Source organism: Methylocapsa aurea (genome assembly GCF_000746085.1).
Taxonomy (GTDB): domain Bacteria; phylum Pseudomonadota; class Alphaproteobacteria; order Rhizobiales; family Beijerinckiaceae; genus Methylocapsa; species Methylocapsa aurea.
Map to the genome: position 1 here is coordinate 41301 of NZ_JQKO01000005.1, position 16251 is coordinate 57551.

The following is a 16251-nucleotide window of genomic DNA, read 5'->3' on the forward strand; positions in this document are numbered from 1 at the left end:
ATAGGCGCTAGAGAAGGAAAGGCCGTCGCGAAAACATGCCAAACGAATGCGTTTGGCGCCGCCTGCGGCCGACGCTTTCCCCTCGCGCTATCTTTCTGGGACCGCAATGAAGTTCACTCTTTCCTGGCTTAAGGACCATATCGAGACCGATGCCGGCCTCGACGAAATCGTCGAAACGCTGACCAAGATCGGCCTCGAGGTCGAACAGGTCGACGATCCAGCCGCGGCTTTGAAGGATTTCGTCATCGCTTCCGTGATCGAGGCGAAGCCGCATCCCAACGCCGACCGGCTGCAGGTCTGTCTTGTCGACGCCGGCGGCGGCGCCTTGGTGCAGGTCGTTTGCGGCGCGCCGAACGCGCGAGCGGGCTTGAGATCGGTCTTTGCGCCGCCCGGCAGCTTCATTCCAGGAAAGAAGGTCACGCTCGGCAAAGGCGTCATCCGAGGCGTCGAATCGAACGGCATGCTTTGTTCTGGAGCGGAATTGGGCCTATCCGACGATCATGACGGCATTCTCGACCTGCCCGACAGCGCGCCGGTCGGCGCTCCCTATGCGCCCTGGGCCTGGCTCGCCGAGCCGGTCATCGAGATCAATCTCTTGCCCAATCGCCCCGACGCCATGGGCGTGCATGGCATCGCCCGCGATCTCGCGGCGGCGGGGCTCGGCCGGCATAAGGATCGGAAAATCGCGCCGATCGCCGGCGGCTTCCCTTGCTCGCTTGAGGCGAAACTCGATTTCTCCGCCGAGGACAGTCATCTCGCGCCTGCTTTCGCGCTGCGGCTCGTCACCGGCGTCCGCAATGGGCCAAGTCCGGGCTGGATGCAAAACCGGCTCAAGGCGATCGGGCTCCGGCCGATCAACGCGCTGGTGGACATCACCAATTATCTCGCCTTCGACCGCGCCCGGCCACTGCATGTGTTCGACGCCGACAAGGTGCGCGGCAATATCGCCGTGCGGCGCGCCAGGCCTGGAGAGGAGCTGCTCGCGCTGGATGGCCGGACTTACGCGCTCGACAGCGACAATGTCGTCATCGCCGACGACGCGGGCGTTGAATCCCTGGCCGGGATCATGGGCGGGCAGGCCTCGGGCTGCGATGAGGCGACGACCTCCGTGCTGATCGAGTCCGCGCTGTGGGACCCGGTGAATATCGCGCGGAGCGGGCGCAGGCTAGGCTTGAACTCGGACGCGCGCTACCGGTTCGAGCGCGGCGTCGATCCGGCGTTCTGCCTCCCCGGCCTCGAACTCGCCACCCATCTTGTGCTTGAGCTTTGCGGCGGCGCCGCTTCGCAGATCTCGCTCGCAGGAAAAATACCGCAGCCAGACCGGCGCATCGTGTTTCCCTGGAGCGAGGTCAGGCGCCTCACCGGCCTCGAACTCGACGCCTCGGAAATGAGCGGAATTCTCGAGCATCTGGGTTTCGAGCTCGCCGGTTCTCCAGGCAATGGCGACCGCGTCGTCGTCAAGGCGCCGTCCTGGCGCCCCGACATCGAGGGGAAAGCCGATCTCGTCGAGGAAATCGTGCGGATCGCCGGGCTCGATCGCGTGGCTTCGCAGCCATTCTCGCGCGAGAATGCGCATGTCGCCGCGCCAGTGCTGACCCAATTGCAGAGGCGGATCGGCTCCGCCCGGCGCGCGCTCGCCGCCGGCGGCCTCGTCGAGGCGGTGACCTGGTCCTTCGTCTCGCATGCCCGCGCGCTGGCCTTTGGCGGCGGTGCCCCTGCTCTCGCCCTCGCCAATCCGATCGCGCCCGACCTTTCCGACATGCGGCCGAGCCTGCTGCCCGGCTTGATCGCGGCGGCGCAGCGCAATGCGGACCGCGGCCAGGGCGACGTCGCGCTCTTCGAAGTCGGCCAGATCTTCTTGGGCGACGGCGAAGCCGATCAGAGGATCGCGGCCTCGGGCCTCAGGCGCGGCGCGGCCAAACAGACGGGAACCGGCCGAAATTGGTCGGCGGCCCCCGCTCCCGTCGATATTTTCGACGCCAAAGCGGATGCCTTGGCGCTGCTTTCAGCGCTCGGCGCGCCCGTCAGCGGCTTGCAGATCGTCCCCGGCGGACCAGCCTGGCTGCACCCCGGCCGCTCCGCCACTTTGCAATTTGGCCCAAAGAACATCATTGGCGTTTTTGGCGAGATTCATCCGCGCTGCCTCGAGGCTCTCGACGCCGAGGGCCCTGTGGTCGCCTTCGAATTAATCTTAAATGACATACCCTCGCCAAAATCTCGGCCGACAAAAGCCAAACCGAAGCTCGAACTTTCGGAATTCATGCCTGTGCAACGCGATTTTGCGTTCCTCGTCGAACGCTCGGTCAACGCAAGCGACATTTTGAAGGCTGCGCTGGCCGGGGAGCGCCTGCTTGTGACCGATGCCGGCGTTTTCGACGTCTATGAGGGCAAGGGCATTCCCGAAGGCAAGAAGTCGGTGGCCATATCCGTCACCTTGCAACCGCGCGAAAAGACCCTGACTGAAGCCGAGATCGACGCCGTTGCGGCCAAGATCATTGCCGAGGTGGAAAAGAAGACCGGCGCGACCTTAAGAGGATGAAGCCTTGCGATATTTCCCCACGATGATGTTCGCGGCGGCGCTGATCGCGCTGCCAGCCGTCACGAGCGCCGCGCCGCGCACAATCGACGATTGCGAAAAAATCCAGGCGGCCGATGCTTACAACCAATGCCTGGCGCTGTTCGGCCCGGTCGCCCATTCGCATGCTCTTGCGCATGACTCAGGCGGAAAGCTCAAGAGCGCCGAAAATGACGCGGACATCGCCCCCGCGACGGGACGGGCGGCCGCCGCTGCGCCGCCGCGACATGGGCGCTACGCGCATGCCCATTCCCGCCGCCATGCAAGCCGACATGGCTGGACCAGGCATAGCTGGACCAAGAATGGGTCTGCAGGGCATCATAGCCAAGCGCGCCGGACCGGAGCGGCGCAGCATCACGCTGGAGCAAAAAGGCTCCAATTCAGCGTGGTTTCAGGTCATACAAAGGTGCGTTGATCGGGCGGCTTGCGCCTCCGGTCAACGCCAGATGTGCCGGCCAGATAGGCCTGCGCGATTCGACTCAGGCTGAAGCGGGCAGAGCGCTCTTGGCTTTTTCAACGATCGCCTTGAAAGACTCCGGCTCGCTGATCGCGAGTTCCGAAAGCACCTTGCGATCAATCTCGATCCCCGCCTTGGCGAGACCGTCGATGAAGCGCGAATAGGTGATCCCAAGTTCGCGGACCGCTGCGTTCAGGCGCTGAATCCATAAGGCGCGGAAAACCCGCTTCTTGGCGCGACGATCGCGCGTCGCATATTGCATCGAACGATCGACAGCCGCCTTCGCGGTGCGGATCGTATTCTTGCGGCGGCCATAAAAGCCCTTAGCCGCATTTAGCGTCTTCTTGTGCTTAGCGTGCGAGGTGACCCCGCGTTTGACGCGCGCCATGAAAAAACTCCGGACTGCTTCGAGAAACTGAACAAGACGAATGGAAGGCTTTCAGCCGTTGGGCAGAAAGTACTTGATGATGTTGTCGCCATCGCTCTTGAACAGAACATTGGTGCCGCGCAGATTCCGGATCTGCTTGTTGGTGCGCTTGATCATGCCATGGCGCTTACCGGCTTGCGCATACAAGACCTTGCCGGTCCCGGTGATTTTGAAGCGCTTCTTCGCGCCCGATTTAGTCTTCAGCTTGGGCATTTTGCTCGTCTCCGTCGGACGTCAAGCGTCCGCAATTGTTGATCGAGTGAGGCGCAAGACCCCACTCCCGTTCGTTTCCGAACGAGCGAACGAACCGCCACGGCAGCCCTACAGCCGGTCGGTTCGAAGCGGCGGTTTATAATGAAAGAATTACGAAAAGCAATGGCTTCATCCAAACGCCGGCGAAAACTTAGAGGCGCGTTGGACATCGGGGCGGCAAAGCGCTAGCCTAAATGATCCCTGCGGCATTTTCCGTCCGGATAGGACGGAGCCGCAGCTTTCATGGCCCAATTTCAGACCGGCGCCGACCGGATCGTTCAGCTCAACGCCGACAAGACTCTTCTCTATTACAACCAGTGCCGCGCCTCGTCGCACCGCTTGGCCGACGATCTTCTCTCGCATGGACATGCTGCGCAGGTCCTGCGCTGCTCCGGCTTGAAGACGCGCGCCCCCGACGCCGACCAGCGCTGGCGGGCAGCCGGCGCGCAAACATTCTGGATCCACTACGTGGTGCAATTCGACGCGCATATCGTCGATCTCACCCGGCGGCAGTTTTTTCCTGGCTGCGACAACCCCTTTCATCAATCCTCGGTGAACTTCGCCGCCGAATGGGACAGTTTTGGTCCGGAAAGCGAAAACCCGCGATTTCATGGCTAGGTTCTAGCTCCAGATCGCTGTCCCGTTTCCGCCGCGCCCCAAATTGCTCTAAACTAAAAAATCGATGTCCTGATCGTCAGGAACCCTCATGCCCTATGCCTGCAATCTTGGGGCGACGCATTATGTCTTCGACGATTTGCGCGCGCTTCTGGCCCGCGCCTCCCCTGGCCGCGCCGGTGATCGGCTTGCGGGACTAGCCGCCGCCAATGATCAGGAGCGCGTCGCCGCCCGGATCGCCCTCGCCGATGTCCCGCTGACGCGCTTCCTCGAAGAAGCCCTGATCCCTTATGAGGCCGACGAAGTGACCCGGCTCATTCTCGATGGGCATGACGGGGAGGCCTTTGCGCCGCTCAAAGCCATGACGGTCGGGGATTTCCGCGACTTTTTGCTCTCGGACGAGGCGACGACGCAAGCGCTGGCCGGAATTGCGCCGGGGCTCACGCCGGAAATGGCGGCCGCCGTCTCGAAACTCATGCGCAATCAGGATTTGATCGCGGCCGCGAAAAAGATCTCCGTCGTCACGCGGTTTCGCACCACGATCGGCCTGCCTGGACGCCTCTCGGTGCGGATCCAGCCCAATCACCCAAGCGACGACCTTGCCGGCATCGGCGCCTCCATTCTCGACGGCCTGATGTATGGCTGCGGCGACGCCTGCATCGGGATCAATCCGGCGACCGACAGCCGCGCCAAGGCCCTCCTCCTCTGGGAGCGGATCGAGGAGCTGCGGCTGCGCTTCGAGATCCCGGTTCAATCCTGCGTGCTCTGCCATGTCACGACAACGCTTCAGGTTATAGAACGGGGCGGTCCGGTCGATCTGGTGTTTCAATCGATCGCAGGGTCGCAGGCGGCCAATCGCTCCTTTGGCGTCGACCTCGCAATGCTTGAAGAAGCCCATTGCGCGGTCCGCGCGCTGAACCGGGCGCCGGCGGGCGCAAACCTGATGTATTTCGAGACCGGGCAAGGCGCGGCGCTTTCGGCCGGGGCGCATCATGGCGTCGATCAGCAGACCATGGAGGCGCGCGCCTATGCGGTTGCGCGCCGCTATGCGCCTTTGCTGGTCAATACGGTCGTCGGCTTCATCGGTCCGGAATATCTCTACGATGGCAAGGAAATCATCCGGGCCGGACTGGAGGACCATTTCTGCGGCAAGCTCCTGGGCCTGCCGATGGGAGTCGACGTCTGTTACACCAACCACGCCGAAGCGGATCAGGACGATATGGACGCGCTGCTGACCCTGCTGGGCGTCGCCGGCTGCACCTATATCATGGGCGTTCCAGGCGCCGACGACATCATGCTCGGCTATCAGTCGACCTCCTATCACGATGCGCTTTATCTTCGCTCGGCGCTGGGCCTGCTGCCGGCGCCGGAGTTCGAGGCCTGGCTCAAGACCGTCGGCGTGATGGACGCCAAGGCGCGGGTGCGGCCAAGTCCGGCCAGCGCCGCGCGGCTCCTCGCCGGGGCGCTCTGATGCCTCGCGCGCCAAGCGATTTTTGGGACTATCTGCGCGACGCAACGCCCGCCCGGATCGCGCTTGGCCGCGTCGGCGACGCCCTGCCGACGCGCCGCGTGCTGGAATTCCAGCTCGCTCACGCCAAAGCGCGCGACGCGGTCGAGACGGCTCTCGATCCCGCCCCGCTTCTCGCCGAACTTGCGCACTGGCGCCCGATTCTCGTGCGCAGCCAGGCGGACGATCGGCGGACCTTTCTGCAACGCCCGGATCTTGGCCGCAGGCTCGCGCCGCCCTCAGCCGAGGCGCTGGCGCCTGAACGGCCGGGCGCTTACGACGCAACGATCGTCATCGCCGATGGGCTGTCCGCCGCCGCCGCGCAGACCCAAGGCCCGCCTCTGTGCAAGATGCTTTTGGCGACGCAGGGCCTTTCCTTCGCGCCTCCGGTGGTGGCGTTGCAGGCGCGCGTAGCCCTGGGCGACGAGATCGCAGCGCGGCAGGGCGCCCGCATGGCCCTCGTCCTCATCGGCGAGCGGCCGGGCCTTTCGGCCTGCGACAGCCTCGGCGCCTATCTCACGATCGATCCAGCTCCGGGCGCGACTTCCGATGCGCGTCGCAATTGCGTTTCTAATATTCGACCGGACGGGCTGAGCCTTGAGGACGCAAGCCGCCGCATCCTCGCCCTCATGTTCGCAGCGCGCGCTCTGGGGCTGACGGGAACCGAGCTCAAGGAGGATGACGCCTTGGCGCTAGAGCATATTCCGAACGGATTGGTTCAATCTGTTCGATGAGAATATGGTCAGACTTTTTGGCGCTGGAGCGATTTCTGGTCGATCGAATGATTCCATTCGATCGGAAAGCGCTCTAATGGCGCCGAAGGAGAAATAATAGCTGTCCAAAGCACTCCTGGAAAAACACTTCAGGAACAAACGGCACATCTTTTGTATACTGTCTCTTAAGCGAAAATAAATTGGAGGTTTCTCGATGGATGCGACGCCAAAACTAGCCGATGTGATCTTGGAGCTTTGCAAGACCGTTGCGCCGCCGGAAACGATCGATCCGGTCGACGCCGCGAAAGCTTTCGCGCAAGTGAGCGGAAGAGGAAGAAGCGCTCCCTGGGAAGGCTATCTGCAGCCGGTGCGGGACAATGCAGTGCGGCTGGCGCGCGAAGGCAAGATCATCATTTACCGCAAGGGCGTCCCGGCCGATCCCGATACGTTCAAGGGGCCCTATCGGCTCGGGCTCGCAACCAACGCATAGACCTCCCGCGTTTCAGCGGAAGGGCGCGACAATGTCTTCCGCCCTGGCGAAAAGCTCCTGACCAAATCTCAGTTCCGCCGCCTTGGCGTTTTCGACGACTTGCTCGGGCCGGGTCGCCCCGATAATCGCCGAGGAGACGTTCTCCTTGCGCAGAACCCAGGCCAGCGCGAATTGCGCCAGGCTCACGCCGGCTTCTTCCTCCGCCAGGCGCCGCAGCTTGTCGACGGCCTCCAGCATGGGCGCCTCCAGCCAGCGTTTGGGCACCATGGAGCCCATCGACTCGCTGCTCGCCCGCGAGTCCTGAGGCGGCGGTGCGCCGGGCTTGTACTTGCCGGTCAGCACCCCTTGGGCGAGCGGCGACCAGACGATCTGGGTGACGCCGTAATCAGCGCAGCGAGGGAAGATTTCGGCCTGCGGATAGGGCCAAAGCAATGAATATTGCGGCTGGCTCGAAACGAAGGGCGCGACGCCCTCCATTTCCGCCGCCCGCTCGATCTTGTCGAGCGGCCACTCGCTAAAGCCGATATAGCGCGTCTTGCCTTGAGCCACCGCCCGGGTCAGAGCCTCCATCGTTTCGTCGAGCGGCGTATCCTCGTCATAGCGATGGCATTGATAGAGATCGACATAATCGGTCTTGAGCCGCTTCAACGACGCATCGAGCTGCTTCTCGATCTGAGCGCGCGACAGCCCTCGATCAGCGTCGCTCATGGCGCCATAGACTTTGGTCGCCAGAATATACGAGGTGCGGTCGATGCCTTGGAGCGCCTCCCCAAGCAAGCTTTCCGCCGCGCCGCGGCCATAGACATTCGCGGTGTCCAGAAGATTGATCCCCATGTCGAACGCCTTATGGACGCAGGCGATCGCCTGGGCTTTTTCGACGCCGCCGGAGTAGGTCAACCAAGAGCCGAGTGAGATGGTCGAAACCTGTAGATCGCTGTCGCCGAGCTGACGATATTTCAAGACAAAGCTCCCCTGGAAGACGGCTCGCCCATGCACGCCGCATGCCGCCGCCAGCCCTGCTTGATCAATAGTCCGGCGAGGGCTCCGCCAGTGACGAGGCCTCGTCAATCAATCCGCGGCTGAAAATGATCGTCCGCATCGCCTGAACGCCAATCACCCGGGTAATGTCTTTGAACGCGAAGAAAGGGATCAGCGCGACGAATATGACCGCGCCCGCAGAAAGGATCGCTTTCAGGCTGCCGCCGCCCATCTCCGGATACCATTCGGACATGGGCTTGCCATGCAAGACTCCAACAAGTCCCTTTTCAGCGAGGTGGAAGCAAATAAACAATATTGTAAATATAAGCGACTGGTAAAGCACCAGGAACAGCAGCGACCTGCCTTTGATCTGGCGGCCAAGATGCAGCTCCTCCCCTAGAAGCATCACCTTCGCCAACATCAAGGCGTTGATCGCGGCGAAACCCTGAGCCTGATAGTTGACGTGGCTCTCGGCCAAGATCATCGATCTATAAACTTCGAAGACCCCGAACAAGACCCAAAGATAGAGGAACATCGCCATGAACCGCCGGAGTTCATGCAGCGCCTTCCTCTTCAGATTGGATTCGCCTCGACCCGAACCGACGCTTTCGACCACGTGAAGCCTCCCTAGGCCCGCACGGGCCTTGCCGCAGCCGCGCCGGCGCAAGTTGCGATGGCGAAAAGACAGCGGCGGGAAGACGGCGAATGTCAAGCCGCGGGAAGGCGGCCCGCCCACCTCGGGGCTTGATCCCCTCGCCTCCGGCGGCGCGATCCGCGCCAGATGGTTTTGCGAATTCTTGTCGCCGGACCGAATGACCCCGCCGCCCGCCGCTGATCGCCTTTATTTAAGATGCTGGGCGAGGAACTTGTTCATTTCGAACATCGTCACTTTGTCCTTGCCAAACACCGCAGTCAGCTTCTCATCGGCGAGAATCTCGCGCTTGTTCGCCTCGTTCTGCAGCTTATGCTTCTTGATATATTCCCACATCTTGCTGACGACTTCGGTGCGCGGCAAAGGGGCCGATCCGACGACGGCGGCGAGTTCCTTGGAGGGCTGCAATGGCTTGGTGAAGGCGCTGGTCGCAGGCTTCGCCTTTTTTGCCTCGGCGGTTTTTGCTGGCGCCTTGGCCGGGGCCGCCGCGGATGCGGCCTTGGCCGGCGTGGTCTGAGACTTTTTGCTTGAACCCGTCATCCCGTCTGCCTCCATCTGAATTTTACGGTGATCTTAGCGCGAAAGCGATGCTGCTTCCGACTCGTTCCTTGAACGCGCTTGGCATGACGGAACCCCAACCATCGCCCTCCGTCAAGCGAAGGACCTCATTTTTGTCGAGACGGGTGCGGCGGATGCTGGCGCGTTCGGTGACCAATTTCTCCCCTATCGGACGTCCGCGCGGCGCCTTCGGTCCGCAGCTGCTTCCGCTTCATCCGCGCTCCTAGCAGTAGCGTTGTGGACGGCCAGATCTGGACGAGGCGGATCTTCGTGAGCAAAAATATGCGTTAAAACAACGACATGCCGAGCACCCCCCAAGAAGGTCGACACAAAGGCGGTCGCGAAAGCGGAGCCTCGCGCGCCGCATCCCAGCAGGCGCAAGGCGAATCAACCTGGCGACCGACCGGACGCACCCAAAAGTCATGGGGAAAACTGCATTTTTGCGCCAAAATCGGTCGGAACAAGCGCCCTCGTCGAGCGCTTTCAGATTCGGCGGAATTGGAAGGCAACGCTAGCTCTTTGCTTTATCGCATTTTCTTAACGCGAACGGCCTCCGCTTCGCTCAAAGATGCTCTGGCGCCATTCCCGCCGACACCGCTGGATTTTGAGAGGAAATGACGCGGAGTCAAAGAAACCGAGCAAGATTGCGAGGCTTCGCCTTCGTCAAATCATCGCTTCGGCCGCGCTCTCCATGTGACGTTTGGTCAGAGCCAGGCGAAGCTTCTCCATGGCCCGGCATTCGATCTGGCGAACGCGCTCTTTCGAAATCCCGAGGCGGTCGCCCAAGGTTTCAAGCGTCGCGGCTTCATCGACGAGCCGCCGTTCGCTCAGAATGCGCCGTTCGCGCTCGGAAAGGCTGGTCAGCGCCTCCTTGAGCCAATCGGCGCGGCGGCCGGAATCGATCGCAAGGCTCGCCAATTCATCGGGCAGCGGCTTGTCATCGACCAGAAACTCGACCCGGTCCGCCCCGGAGGAGCGATCCGCATCCCCGGGCGGCGCATTCAACGAAAGGTCGGGCGCCGACAGGCGCGCATCCATCGTCTCGACATCCGACCGGGAGACTCCGATCGCCGAGGCGATCTGGCTGAAAAGCTCCCTATTGCCCTGCGCGCCGCCGCCGCGAGAAAGCTTCGCCCGAATGCGGCGGAAATTGAAAAACAAGGCTTTCTGCGCCGAACTCGTCCCGCCGCGAACGATCGACCAATTATGCAAAATGTAATCTTGCATCGAAGCCCGGATCCACCAGGTCGCATAGGTCGAAAAGCGAACCTCGCGCTCCGGCTCGAACCGCGCCGCCGCCTCCATCAAGCCGATATGGCCTTCCTGGATAAGATCGGGCACGGACAGACCATAATGCCGGAACCGGACCGCGAGGGCGATCACCAGCCGCATATGCGCGCGCGCGAGCTCATGCATGGCTTTTTCGTCGCGCTCGTTTTTCCAGCGCAAGGCGAGAGCCCGCTCTTCCTCCAATTGAAGAAAGGGCGCCTTCATCGCCGCCTCCGAGAGCTGCCGCCCGATCCCAGGAAATTGCGCCATGGCATTGCCCATCGACTTTGGCGGCGCCGGCTCCGCCACTGTTTTACTTTTCCGGCAATCCCTCGCTTGCCATTTCTGCTTGCAAGCGTTAGCTTTACAATATCGCCGCCTGCGCCGGCCCCTCGATCAAGGCGCCCTCCCTAAACGATTGCCCAGCGCGGCTGGTTCCGCGACCGCCGCAATCAAGAGCGTCGCAGCCTGCCGCCCTCCAGAGCCAGCGTGAACTTGACGAGAGATCTTGGCGCCAGCCCCTCGTTATGCTCCAGGCGGAGCCGAGGCCTAGATCGACGGCGCCTTGGCCCGCGCATTGCTGGCGCCCCTCGCCTGCGATCGCCTTATTGCTTGCTCATTGGCGCGGGCGGGATCATATTTTAGAAGGATTCCGATCCTGTGCATCCAGCTCCGGCCTTGAACCGGACGTTTGGGAGAGTTCAATGTTCATTCAGACCGAAGCCACGCCCAATCCAGCCACCTTGAAGTTCCTTCCCGGCCGCCCCGTCATGAAGCTCGGGACGCTTGACATCAGAGGCGAGGAGGGCGCGACGCAGTCGCCGCTCGCCCAGGCCCTTTTCGCGATCGACGGCGTATCCGGCGTCTTTTTCGGCTCCGATTTCATTTCGGTCACTAAGTCCTCGGGCGACTGGCAGGAGATCAAGCCGACCGTGCTTGGCGCGATCATGGAGCATTTTCTCTCCGGCGAGCCCTTGCTGGCCGACGACTCAGGGCTTGCGCCGCAAGGCGAAGGCGACGAGTTCTTCGCTCCGAACGACGCAGAGACGGTCGCGACGATCAAGAAACTCATCGAAACCCATGTCCGCCCGGCGGTCGCCAAGGACGGCGGCGACATCAAGTTTCGCGGGTTCCGGGACGGGACCGTCTACCTTGGCATGAAGGGCTCTTGCTCCGGCTGCCCGTCATCAAGCGCGACGCTAAAGCACGGAATTCAGAATTTGCTCAAACATTATGTTCCGGATGTGCGCGCGGTCGAACAAATTTGACCGCCAATCCGCCGCAGACCCTCCACAATTGAATCCGGCGCTGCTGCTACAGAAAGGGGCGCTTGCGCGTTCGCAGGGTTGGAGCCATTGTCAACCTTTGGCTCGGGCGGCGCTTGGCGAGCGCCGCGCTCTGGCGAGTCTTCTCACATGGATTTTGGCGCCGCATGAAAATCCTGGCGATCGATACAGCGCTCCCTGCGGTCTCCGCCTGCGTCATCGACGATGAAGCCGAGGCCGCGGAGGTGCGCGAGACCATTGCGATGGAGCGCGGCCACGCCGAGGCGCTGATGCCCTTGATCGACCGCGTCATGGCCCGGGTGGAGGGCGGATTTTCCGCGCTCGACAGGGTTGCGGTGACGGTTGGTCCTGGCTCGTTCACGGGCCTGCGCGTCGGCATCGCCGCCGCCCGCGCCATCGGCGTCGCCTGCGAAATTCCCGTCGTCGGCGTCTCAACCCTCGCCGCGCTCGCCGCGCCCCTGATTCTCGAGGAGAAGCCGGGCCTTGTCGGCGTCGCGATCGACGCCCGCCACGGCAATGTTTACTTTGCCGCATTTGGACCTGATGGGAGGGCCATATTGGCGCCCCGGATCACGACGATCCACGACGCCGCCCGTTCGCTGGGCGAGGGTCCCGTCCGGCTCGCCGGCTCGGGCGCGCCGTTGCTCGCCATCGAGGCCGCCTCCGGGGGAATGATCGTCGAGGTCGTCGATGACGCCGTCGCGCCGGACATTGTCATCGTCGCCAAACTCGGGCTGCTGGCCGATCCTATCCTGGCCCCGCCCAGGCCGCTTTATTTGAAGGCCCCCGACGCCAAGCCGCAGGACGCGGCGCGGATTCCTCTGGCCGCGCCGTGAGCGGGGCATGTTCAACCTATTCGCCAAAGCCTCCGTCCCCTCCCCGCGTCCGATCGGAGGAGAGTGGAGCGCCGAATGCGCCCGCATCCACGCCTCGAGCTTCGCCTATCCCTGGCGGGAGGCCGACATCGAGCAGCTTTTGCTCGCCCCCGAGATTGTCGCCGCAGGCGCCATCGAGGCGAAGGATCAAACGCTCGCCGGATTCATCATGTCCCGCACGGCCCTGGACGAAGCCGAAATCCTGACGCTTGCCGTCACGCCGGAGCGCCGCCGCTGCGGGATCGGCCAAAGTCTTCTATCGGCCCATCTGGCCGGCCTCGCCAGTCTGGGCGTCAACCGGGTCTTTCTCGAAGTCGATATCGACAACGCCGCCGCGCGCGCACTCTATGAGCGCTTTGGCTTTCGCCAGGTGGGGGAGCGCAAGGCCTATTACCGCACCGAAGGCGGCAAGCCGGCCAGCGCGCTCGTCATGCGGCTCGACCTGACTTAGAACCGAGCTTGAAGAATTGGATGGCGGCGCCGCAAAGTCCGCGCGTTTGCCTGTTTCCTTGAATGTCATAAGGCTTTAGAACAAGCATGAGAGGCTAAGGCCTCGAAGATCGCGGGGACGATGTCAGGTTTCGATCATTTGCATGCCGGCGACGGAGATGCCGGTCAAGCGCATGCCGGCCAAGGCATTTCCGCCGAACCGGAGGCTTGCGCTGAAAGGCCGCGGCGCCGCAGCGTTTTCGTGCAGTCTTTCGGCTGCCAGATGAATGTCTATGACGCCCAACGCATGACCGATCTCTTGGCGCCCGAAGGCTACGCCGAGACGGCGCGGGCGGAAAACGCCGACCTCGTGATCCTGAACACCTGCCATATCCGCGAACGCGCCTCTGAAAAGATTTTTTCCGAATTGGGCAAGCTGCGCGCGCTCAAGGCGGAGCGCGCCAAGTCCGGCAGGCACACGAAGATCATCGTCGCCGGCTGCGTGGCGCAGGCGGAAGGGAGCGAGATTTTCCGCCGCCAGAAAGCCGTTGATATCGTCGTCGGCCCACAGAGCTATCATCGGCTGCCCGAGCTCTTGCGCCGCTCGCAAACCCAGCCGGGACTGGTTGAGACTGATTTCCCGCCCGAGCCCAAGTTCGATTTTCTGGTCGCCCCTTCCCTGCAGCAGATCCGCAAGCGCGGGGTCAGCGCTTTCGTCACGGTGCAGGAAGGCTGCGACAAGTTCTGCAGTTTCTGCGTCGTGCCCTATACGCGGGGCGCCGAGAGCTCTCGCCCCGTCGCCGACATTCTCGCCGAGGTCGAGACGCTCGCCGCCGGTGGTGTGCGCGAGGTGACCCTCCTCGGCCAGAACGTCAACGCCTATCACGGTCAAGCGGATCTTGCGGAGTCTGACGCCGGAGGGACGGCTTCGCTGGCGCGCCTCTGCGGGTTGATCGCCAAGACGCCCGGAATCGCGCGCATCCGCTATGCCACGAGCCATCCTCGCGACATGGACGACGACCTCATCGCAGCGCATCGCGACGAAGCGGCTTTGATGCCGTTCCTGCATCTGCCGGTGCAATCGGGTTCGGACAAGATCTTAGCCGCGATGAACCGTAGGCATGACAGCGCCAGCTACCGCGATCTCGTCGCCGACATCCGGCGGGCGCGGCCGGACATCGCGCTTTCGTCGGATTTCATCGTCGGATTTCCGGGCGAGACCGACGCGGATTTTTCCGCGACGCTCGATCTGATCGAAAAGACCGGCTTCGCCAGCGCCTTCTCGTTCAAATATTCGCAGCGCCCCGGGACGCCCGGCGCCGATTGGCCGGACCAGATCGAGGAAAGCGTCAAATCGGCGCGGCTCGCCACGCTTCAAAACCTGCTCGAGCGGCAACGCCAGGCTTTCAATCGAAGCATGGTCGGGCGAACGCTCGACGTCCTGATCGAAAAACGCGGCCGCCATGCCGGCCAGATCGCCGGGAAAACGCCCTATCTTCAAGCGGTTCAGCTTGAGGGCGCGGCCGAGCGCATCGGTGAAATTCTGGCCGTCGAGATCGTCGCGGCGGGCGCCAATTCCCTGTTTGGACGCCTTGCGCCGGATCAAGCCCCCCGAGGTGCGCCTCTTTGAAACCAACCGAACGCCCAGCGCCACTGCAACGGTCCGAAGTCAAGCGCGCTTCAAGCGAGACCGAGACGACCGAAATCAACCTGTCCTTCGAAGATAACCGCTACGCCTCTCTGGTCTTTGGACAATATGACCAGAACCTCGCCAAGCTCGAACGCAGGCTTGGGGTAATCGCCAATGCGAATGGCAATCTCGTCACGATCAAAGGCCCTCCCGAGGCCTGCGAACACGCCCGTCACGTCCTCGAAAACCTGCATGCCCGGGTCAAACTTGGCCAAACGGTGGGACTTGGCGACGTCGACGGCGCGATCCAGGAAGGCGCCCTGCAAGGATCGCTGTTTCCCAAGGAAGCCGAGGTCGGGCGCGTCGTCTTCGAACAGATCGGAACGCGGCGGCGCGGCGCCGTGCGCGCCCGCAACGCCGCCCAAGACCTCTATCTGCGCACGTTGAAACGGCACGAATTGGTATTCGCCGAAGGCCCGGCCGGCACCGGCAAGACCTGGCTCGCCGTCGGCTATGCGGTCTTGCTGCTCGAACAAGGCGCCGTCGAACGGTTGATCTTGTCGCGGCCGGCGGTCGAGGCGGGCGAGCGGCTGGGCTTTCTGCCCGGCGACATGCGCGAAAAGGTCGATCCTTACCTGCGGCCGATCTTCGACGCCCTGGCCGACTTCATGGATGCGCGCATGCTCGAGCGCGGCATGCAGACCGGAATGATCGAGGTCGCCCCCCTCGCCTTCATGCGCGGGCGGACCTTGAGCAACGCTTGCGTCCTGCTCGATGAAGCGCAAAATGCGACCACGATGCAGATGAAAATGTTCCTGACCCGCCTTGGCGAAGGATCGCGCATGATCGTAACCGGGGACCCGAGCCAGACCGACCTTCCGCCCGGCCAGAAATCGGGATTGAGCGAAGCCATCCAGCTTCTCTCGGGGCTGGAGGGCATCGGCCACGTCGTGTTCAAGGAAGGCGACGTCGTCCGCCATGATCTCGTGCGCCGGATCGTCGGCGCCTATGAAGCGGCGCATCGGGCCAGTCTTGAGAAAGCGCGGAGATGAGCTTCGTGATCGACCTTTCGATCGAATCGGGCGATTGGGGGGCCCTTGAGGACCCATCGCGCCTCGCCGAGACCGTGATCCGGGCCGCGATCGCGCGAAGCGGCGTCAAGCTGATCGAGGGCGCGGAGATCAGCATCGTTCTTTGCGACGACGCCTTCATTCGCGATTTGAATCGCAAATGGCGCGGCCTCGACAAGCCGACCAATGTTCTTTCCTTTCCGGCCGGGGGCCCGGCCGGGGCGCCCATCCTCGGCGACATCGTGATCGCATGCGAGACCGCCGCCAGCGAAGCTTTGGAGGCGCAAAAGCCGTTGCGCGATCATGTCGCCCATCTCCTCGCGCACGGCTTTTTGCATCTGATCGGCTATGATCACATCGAGGATGCCAAGGCGCTGGAGATGGAGGCGCTCGAACGCGACATTCTCGCAACGCTGGGGATCGATGATCCCTACCAAGACGCCTTGATCCAGGCCGCGAATTGACGAC

The 16251-nt window shown here is 62.8% G+C and carries 18 protein-coding genes; 12 read left to right on the plus strand and 6 right to left on the minus strand.

Annotated features, from left to right (window positions below):
* Positions 1–106: 106 nt before the first annotated feature.
* Together pheT and DL86_RS04650 are read left to right on the plus strand one after the other, a co-directional pair.
* Entirely contained in the window at positions 107–2539 is a 2433-nt protein-coding gene (pheT, locus tag DL86_RS04645; protein ID WP_036258762.1) for a phenylalanine--tRNA ligase subunit beta, read from the plus strand.
* Between the two features lie 4 nt (positions 2540–2543).
* Positions 2544–2990 carry a hypothetical protein gene (locus DL86_RS04650; protein WP_156964475.1) on the plus strand — a complete coding sequence of 149 codons (447 nt, stop codon included), beginning with the start codon at positions 2544–2546 and terminating at the stop codon, positions 2988–2990.
* Positions 2991–3054: 64 nt separating this feature from the next.
* On the opposite strand, the gene rplT is transcribed toward DL86_RS04650, so the two are convergent.
* Together rplT and rpmI are read right to left on the minus strand one after the other, a co-directional pair.
* Positions 3055–3420: a 50S ribosomal protein L20 gene (gene rplT / locus DL86_RS04655; protein WP_036258767.1), complete on the minus strand. Its 366-nt coding sequence runs from the start codon at positions 3418–3420 to the stop codon at positions 3055–3057.
* A 51-nt stretch (positions 3421–3471) separates the two neighbouring features.
* The gene (gene rpmI, locus DL86_RS04660; protein WP_036258770.1) at positions 3472–3672 is read right to left on the minus strand and encodes a 50S ribosomal protein L35; all 201 of its coding nucleotides are present in this window, start codon (positions 3670–3672) and stop codon (positions 3472–3474) included.
* 282 nt (positions 3673–3954) lie between these two features.
* On the opposite strand from rpmI, the gene DL86_RS04665 reads away from it, so the two are divergent.
* The 4 genes from DL86_RS04665 (at position 3955) to DL86_RS04680 (ending at position 7036) form a co-directional block, all read left to right on the plus strand.
* Complete coding sequence (locus tag DL86_RS04665) at positions 3955–4329, plus strand: hypothetical protein (RefSeq protein WP_036258773.1); 375 nt, start codon at positions 3955–3957, stop codon at positions 4327–4329.
* 88 nt (positions 4330–4417) lie between these two features.
* Positions 4418–5797, plus strand: a complete 1380-nt coding sequence (locus DL86_RS04670) for an ethanolamine ammonia-lyase subunit EutB (protein WP_036258775.1) — start codon at positions 4418–4420, stop codon at positions 5795–5797.
* The gene (gene eutC, locus DL86_RS04675) at positions 5797–6567 is read left to right on the plus strand and encodes an ethanolamine ammonia-lyase subunit EutC (RefSeq protein ID WP_051952706.1); all 771 of its coding nucleotides are present in this window, start codon (positions 5797–5799) and stop codon (positions 6565–6567) included. The genes DL86_RS04670 and eutC overlap by 1 nt, the downstream gene beginning before the upstream one ends.
* Before the next feature lie 193 nt (positions 6568–6760).
* A complete protein-coding gene (locus DL86_RS04680; protein ID WP_036258778.1) occupies positions 6761–7036 on the plus strand; it encodes a DUF3253 domain-containing protein in 276 nt (91 codons plus the stop codon).
* Positions 7037–7048: 12 nt separating this feature from the next.
* On the opposite strand, the gene DL86_RS04685 is transcribed toward DL86_RS04680, so the two are convergent.
* From DL86_RS04685 to DL86_RS04710, 4 genes are all read right to left on the minus strand, one after another.
* Entirely contained in the window at positions 7049–7996 is a 948-nt protein-coding gene (locus DL86_RS04685; RefSeq protein WP_036258781.1) for an aldo/keto reductase family protein, read from the minus strand.
* A 64-nt stretch (positions 7997–8060) separates the two neighbouring features.
* The gene (locus DL86_RS18585; RefSeq protein ID WP_156964476.1) at positions 8061–8630 is read right to left on the minus strand and encodes a hypothetical protein; all 570 of its coding nucleotides are present in this window, start codon (positions 8628–8630) and stop codon (positions 8061–8063) included.
* 225 nt (positions 8631–8855) lie between these two features.
* The gene (locus DL86_RS04695; RefSeq protein WP_036259085.1) at positions 8856–9206 is read right to left on the minus strand and encodes an SWIB/MDM2 domain-containing protein; all 351 of its coding nucleotides are present in this window, start codon (positions 9204–9206) and stop codon (positions 8856–8858) included.
* 681 nt (positions 9207–9887) lie between these two features.
* A complete protein-coding gene (locus DL86_RS04710) occupies positions 9888–10763 on the minus strand; it encodes an RNA polymerase factor sigma-32 (protein WP_036259088.1) in 876 nt (291 codons plus the stop codon).
* 434 nt (positions 10764–11197) lie between these two features.
* On the opposite strand from DL86_RS04710, the gene DL86_RS04715 reads away from it, so the two are divergent.
* From DL86_RS04715 to ybeY, 6 genes are all read left to right on the plus strand, one after another.
* Positions 11198–11761, plus strand: coding sequence for a NifU family protein (locus DL86_RS04715; RefSeq protein ID WP_036258788.1), 564 nt, complete (start codon positions 11198–11200; stop codon positions 11759–11761).
* Between the two features lie 164 nt (positions 11762–11925).
* Entirely contained in the window at positions 11926–12615 is a 690-nt protein-coding gene (tsaB, locus tag DL86_RS04720; RefSeq protein ID WP_036259091.1) for a tRNA (adenosine(37)-N6)-threonylcarbamoyltransferase complex dimerization subunit type 1 TsaB, read from the plus strand.
* Positions 12616–12622: 7 nt separating this feature from the next.
* Positions 12623–13105 carry a ribosomal protein S18-alanine N-acetyltransferase gene (gene rimI / locus DL86_RS04725; RefSeq protein WP_036258791.1) on the plus strand — a complete coding sequence of 161 codons (483 nt, stop codon included), beginning with the start codon at positions 12623–12625 and terminating at the stop codon, positions 13103–13105.
* Between the two features lie 261 nt (positions 13106–13366).
* Positions 13367–14713, plus strand: a complete 1347-nt coding sequence (miaB, locus tag DL86_RS04730) for a tRNA (N6-isopentenyl adenosine(37)-C2)-methylthiotransferase MiaB (RefSeq protein ID WP_036259093.1) — start codon at positions 13367–13369, stop codon at positions 14711–14713.
* Between the two features lie 23 nt (positions 14714–14736).
* The gene (locus DL86_RS04735) at positions 14737–15765 is read left to right on the plus strand and encodes a PhoH family protein (protein ID WP_051952756.1); all 1029 of its coding nucleotides are present in this window, start codon (positions 14737–14739) and stop codon (positions 15763–15765) included.
* Complete coding sequence (gene ybeY / locus DL86_RS04740; RefSeq protein ID WP_036258796.1) at positions 15762–16247, plus strand: rRNA maturation RNase YbeY; 486 nt, start codon at positions 15762–15764, stop codon at positions 16245–16247. The genes DL86_RS04735 and ybeY overlap by 4 nt, the downstream gene beginning before the upstream one ends.
* The last annotated feature ends 4 nt before the right edge of the window (positions 16248–16251 follow it).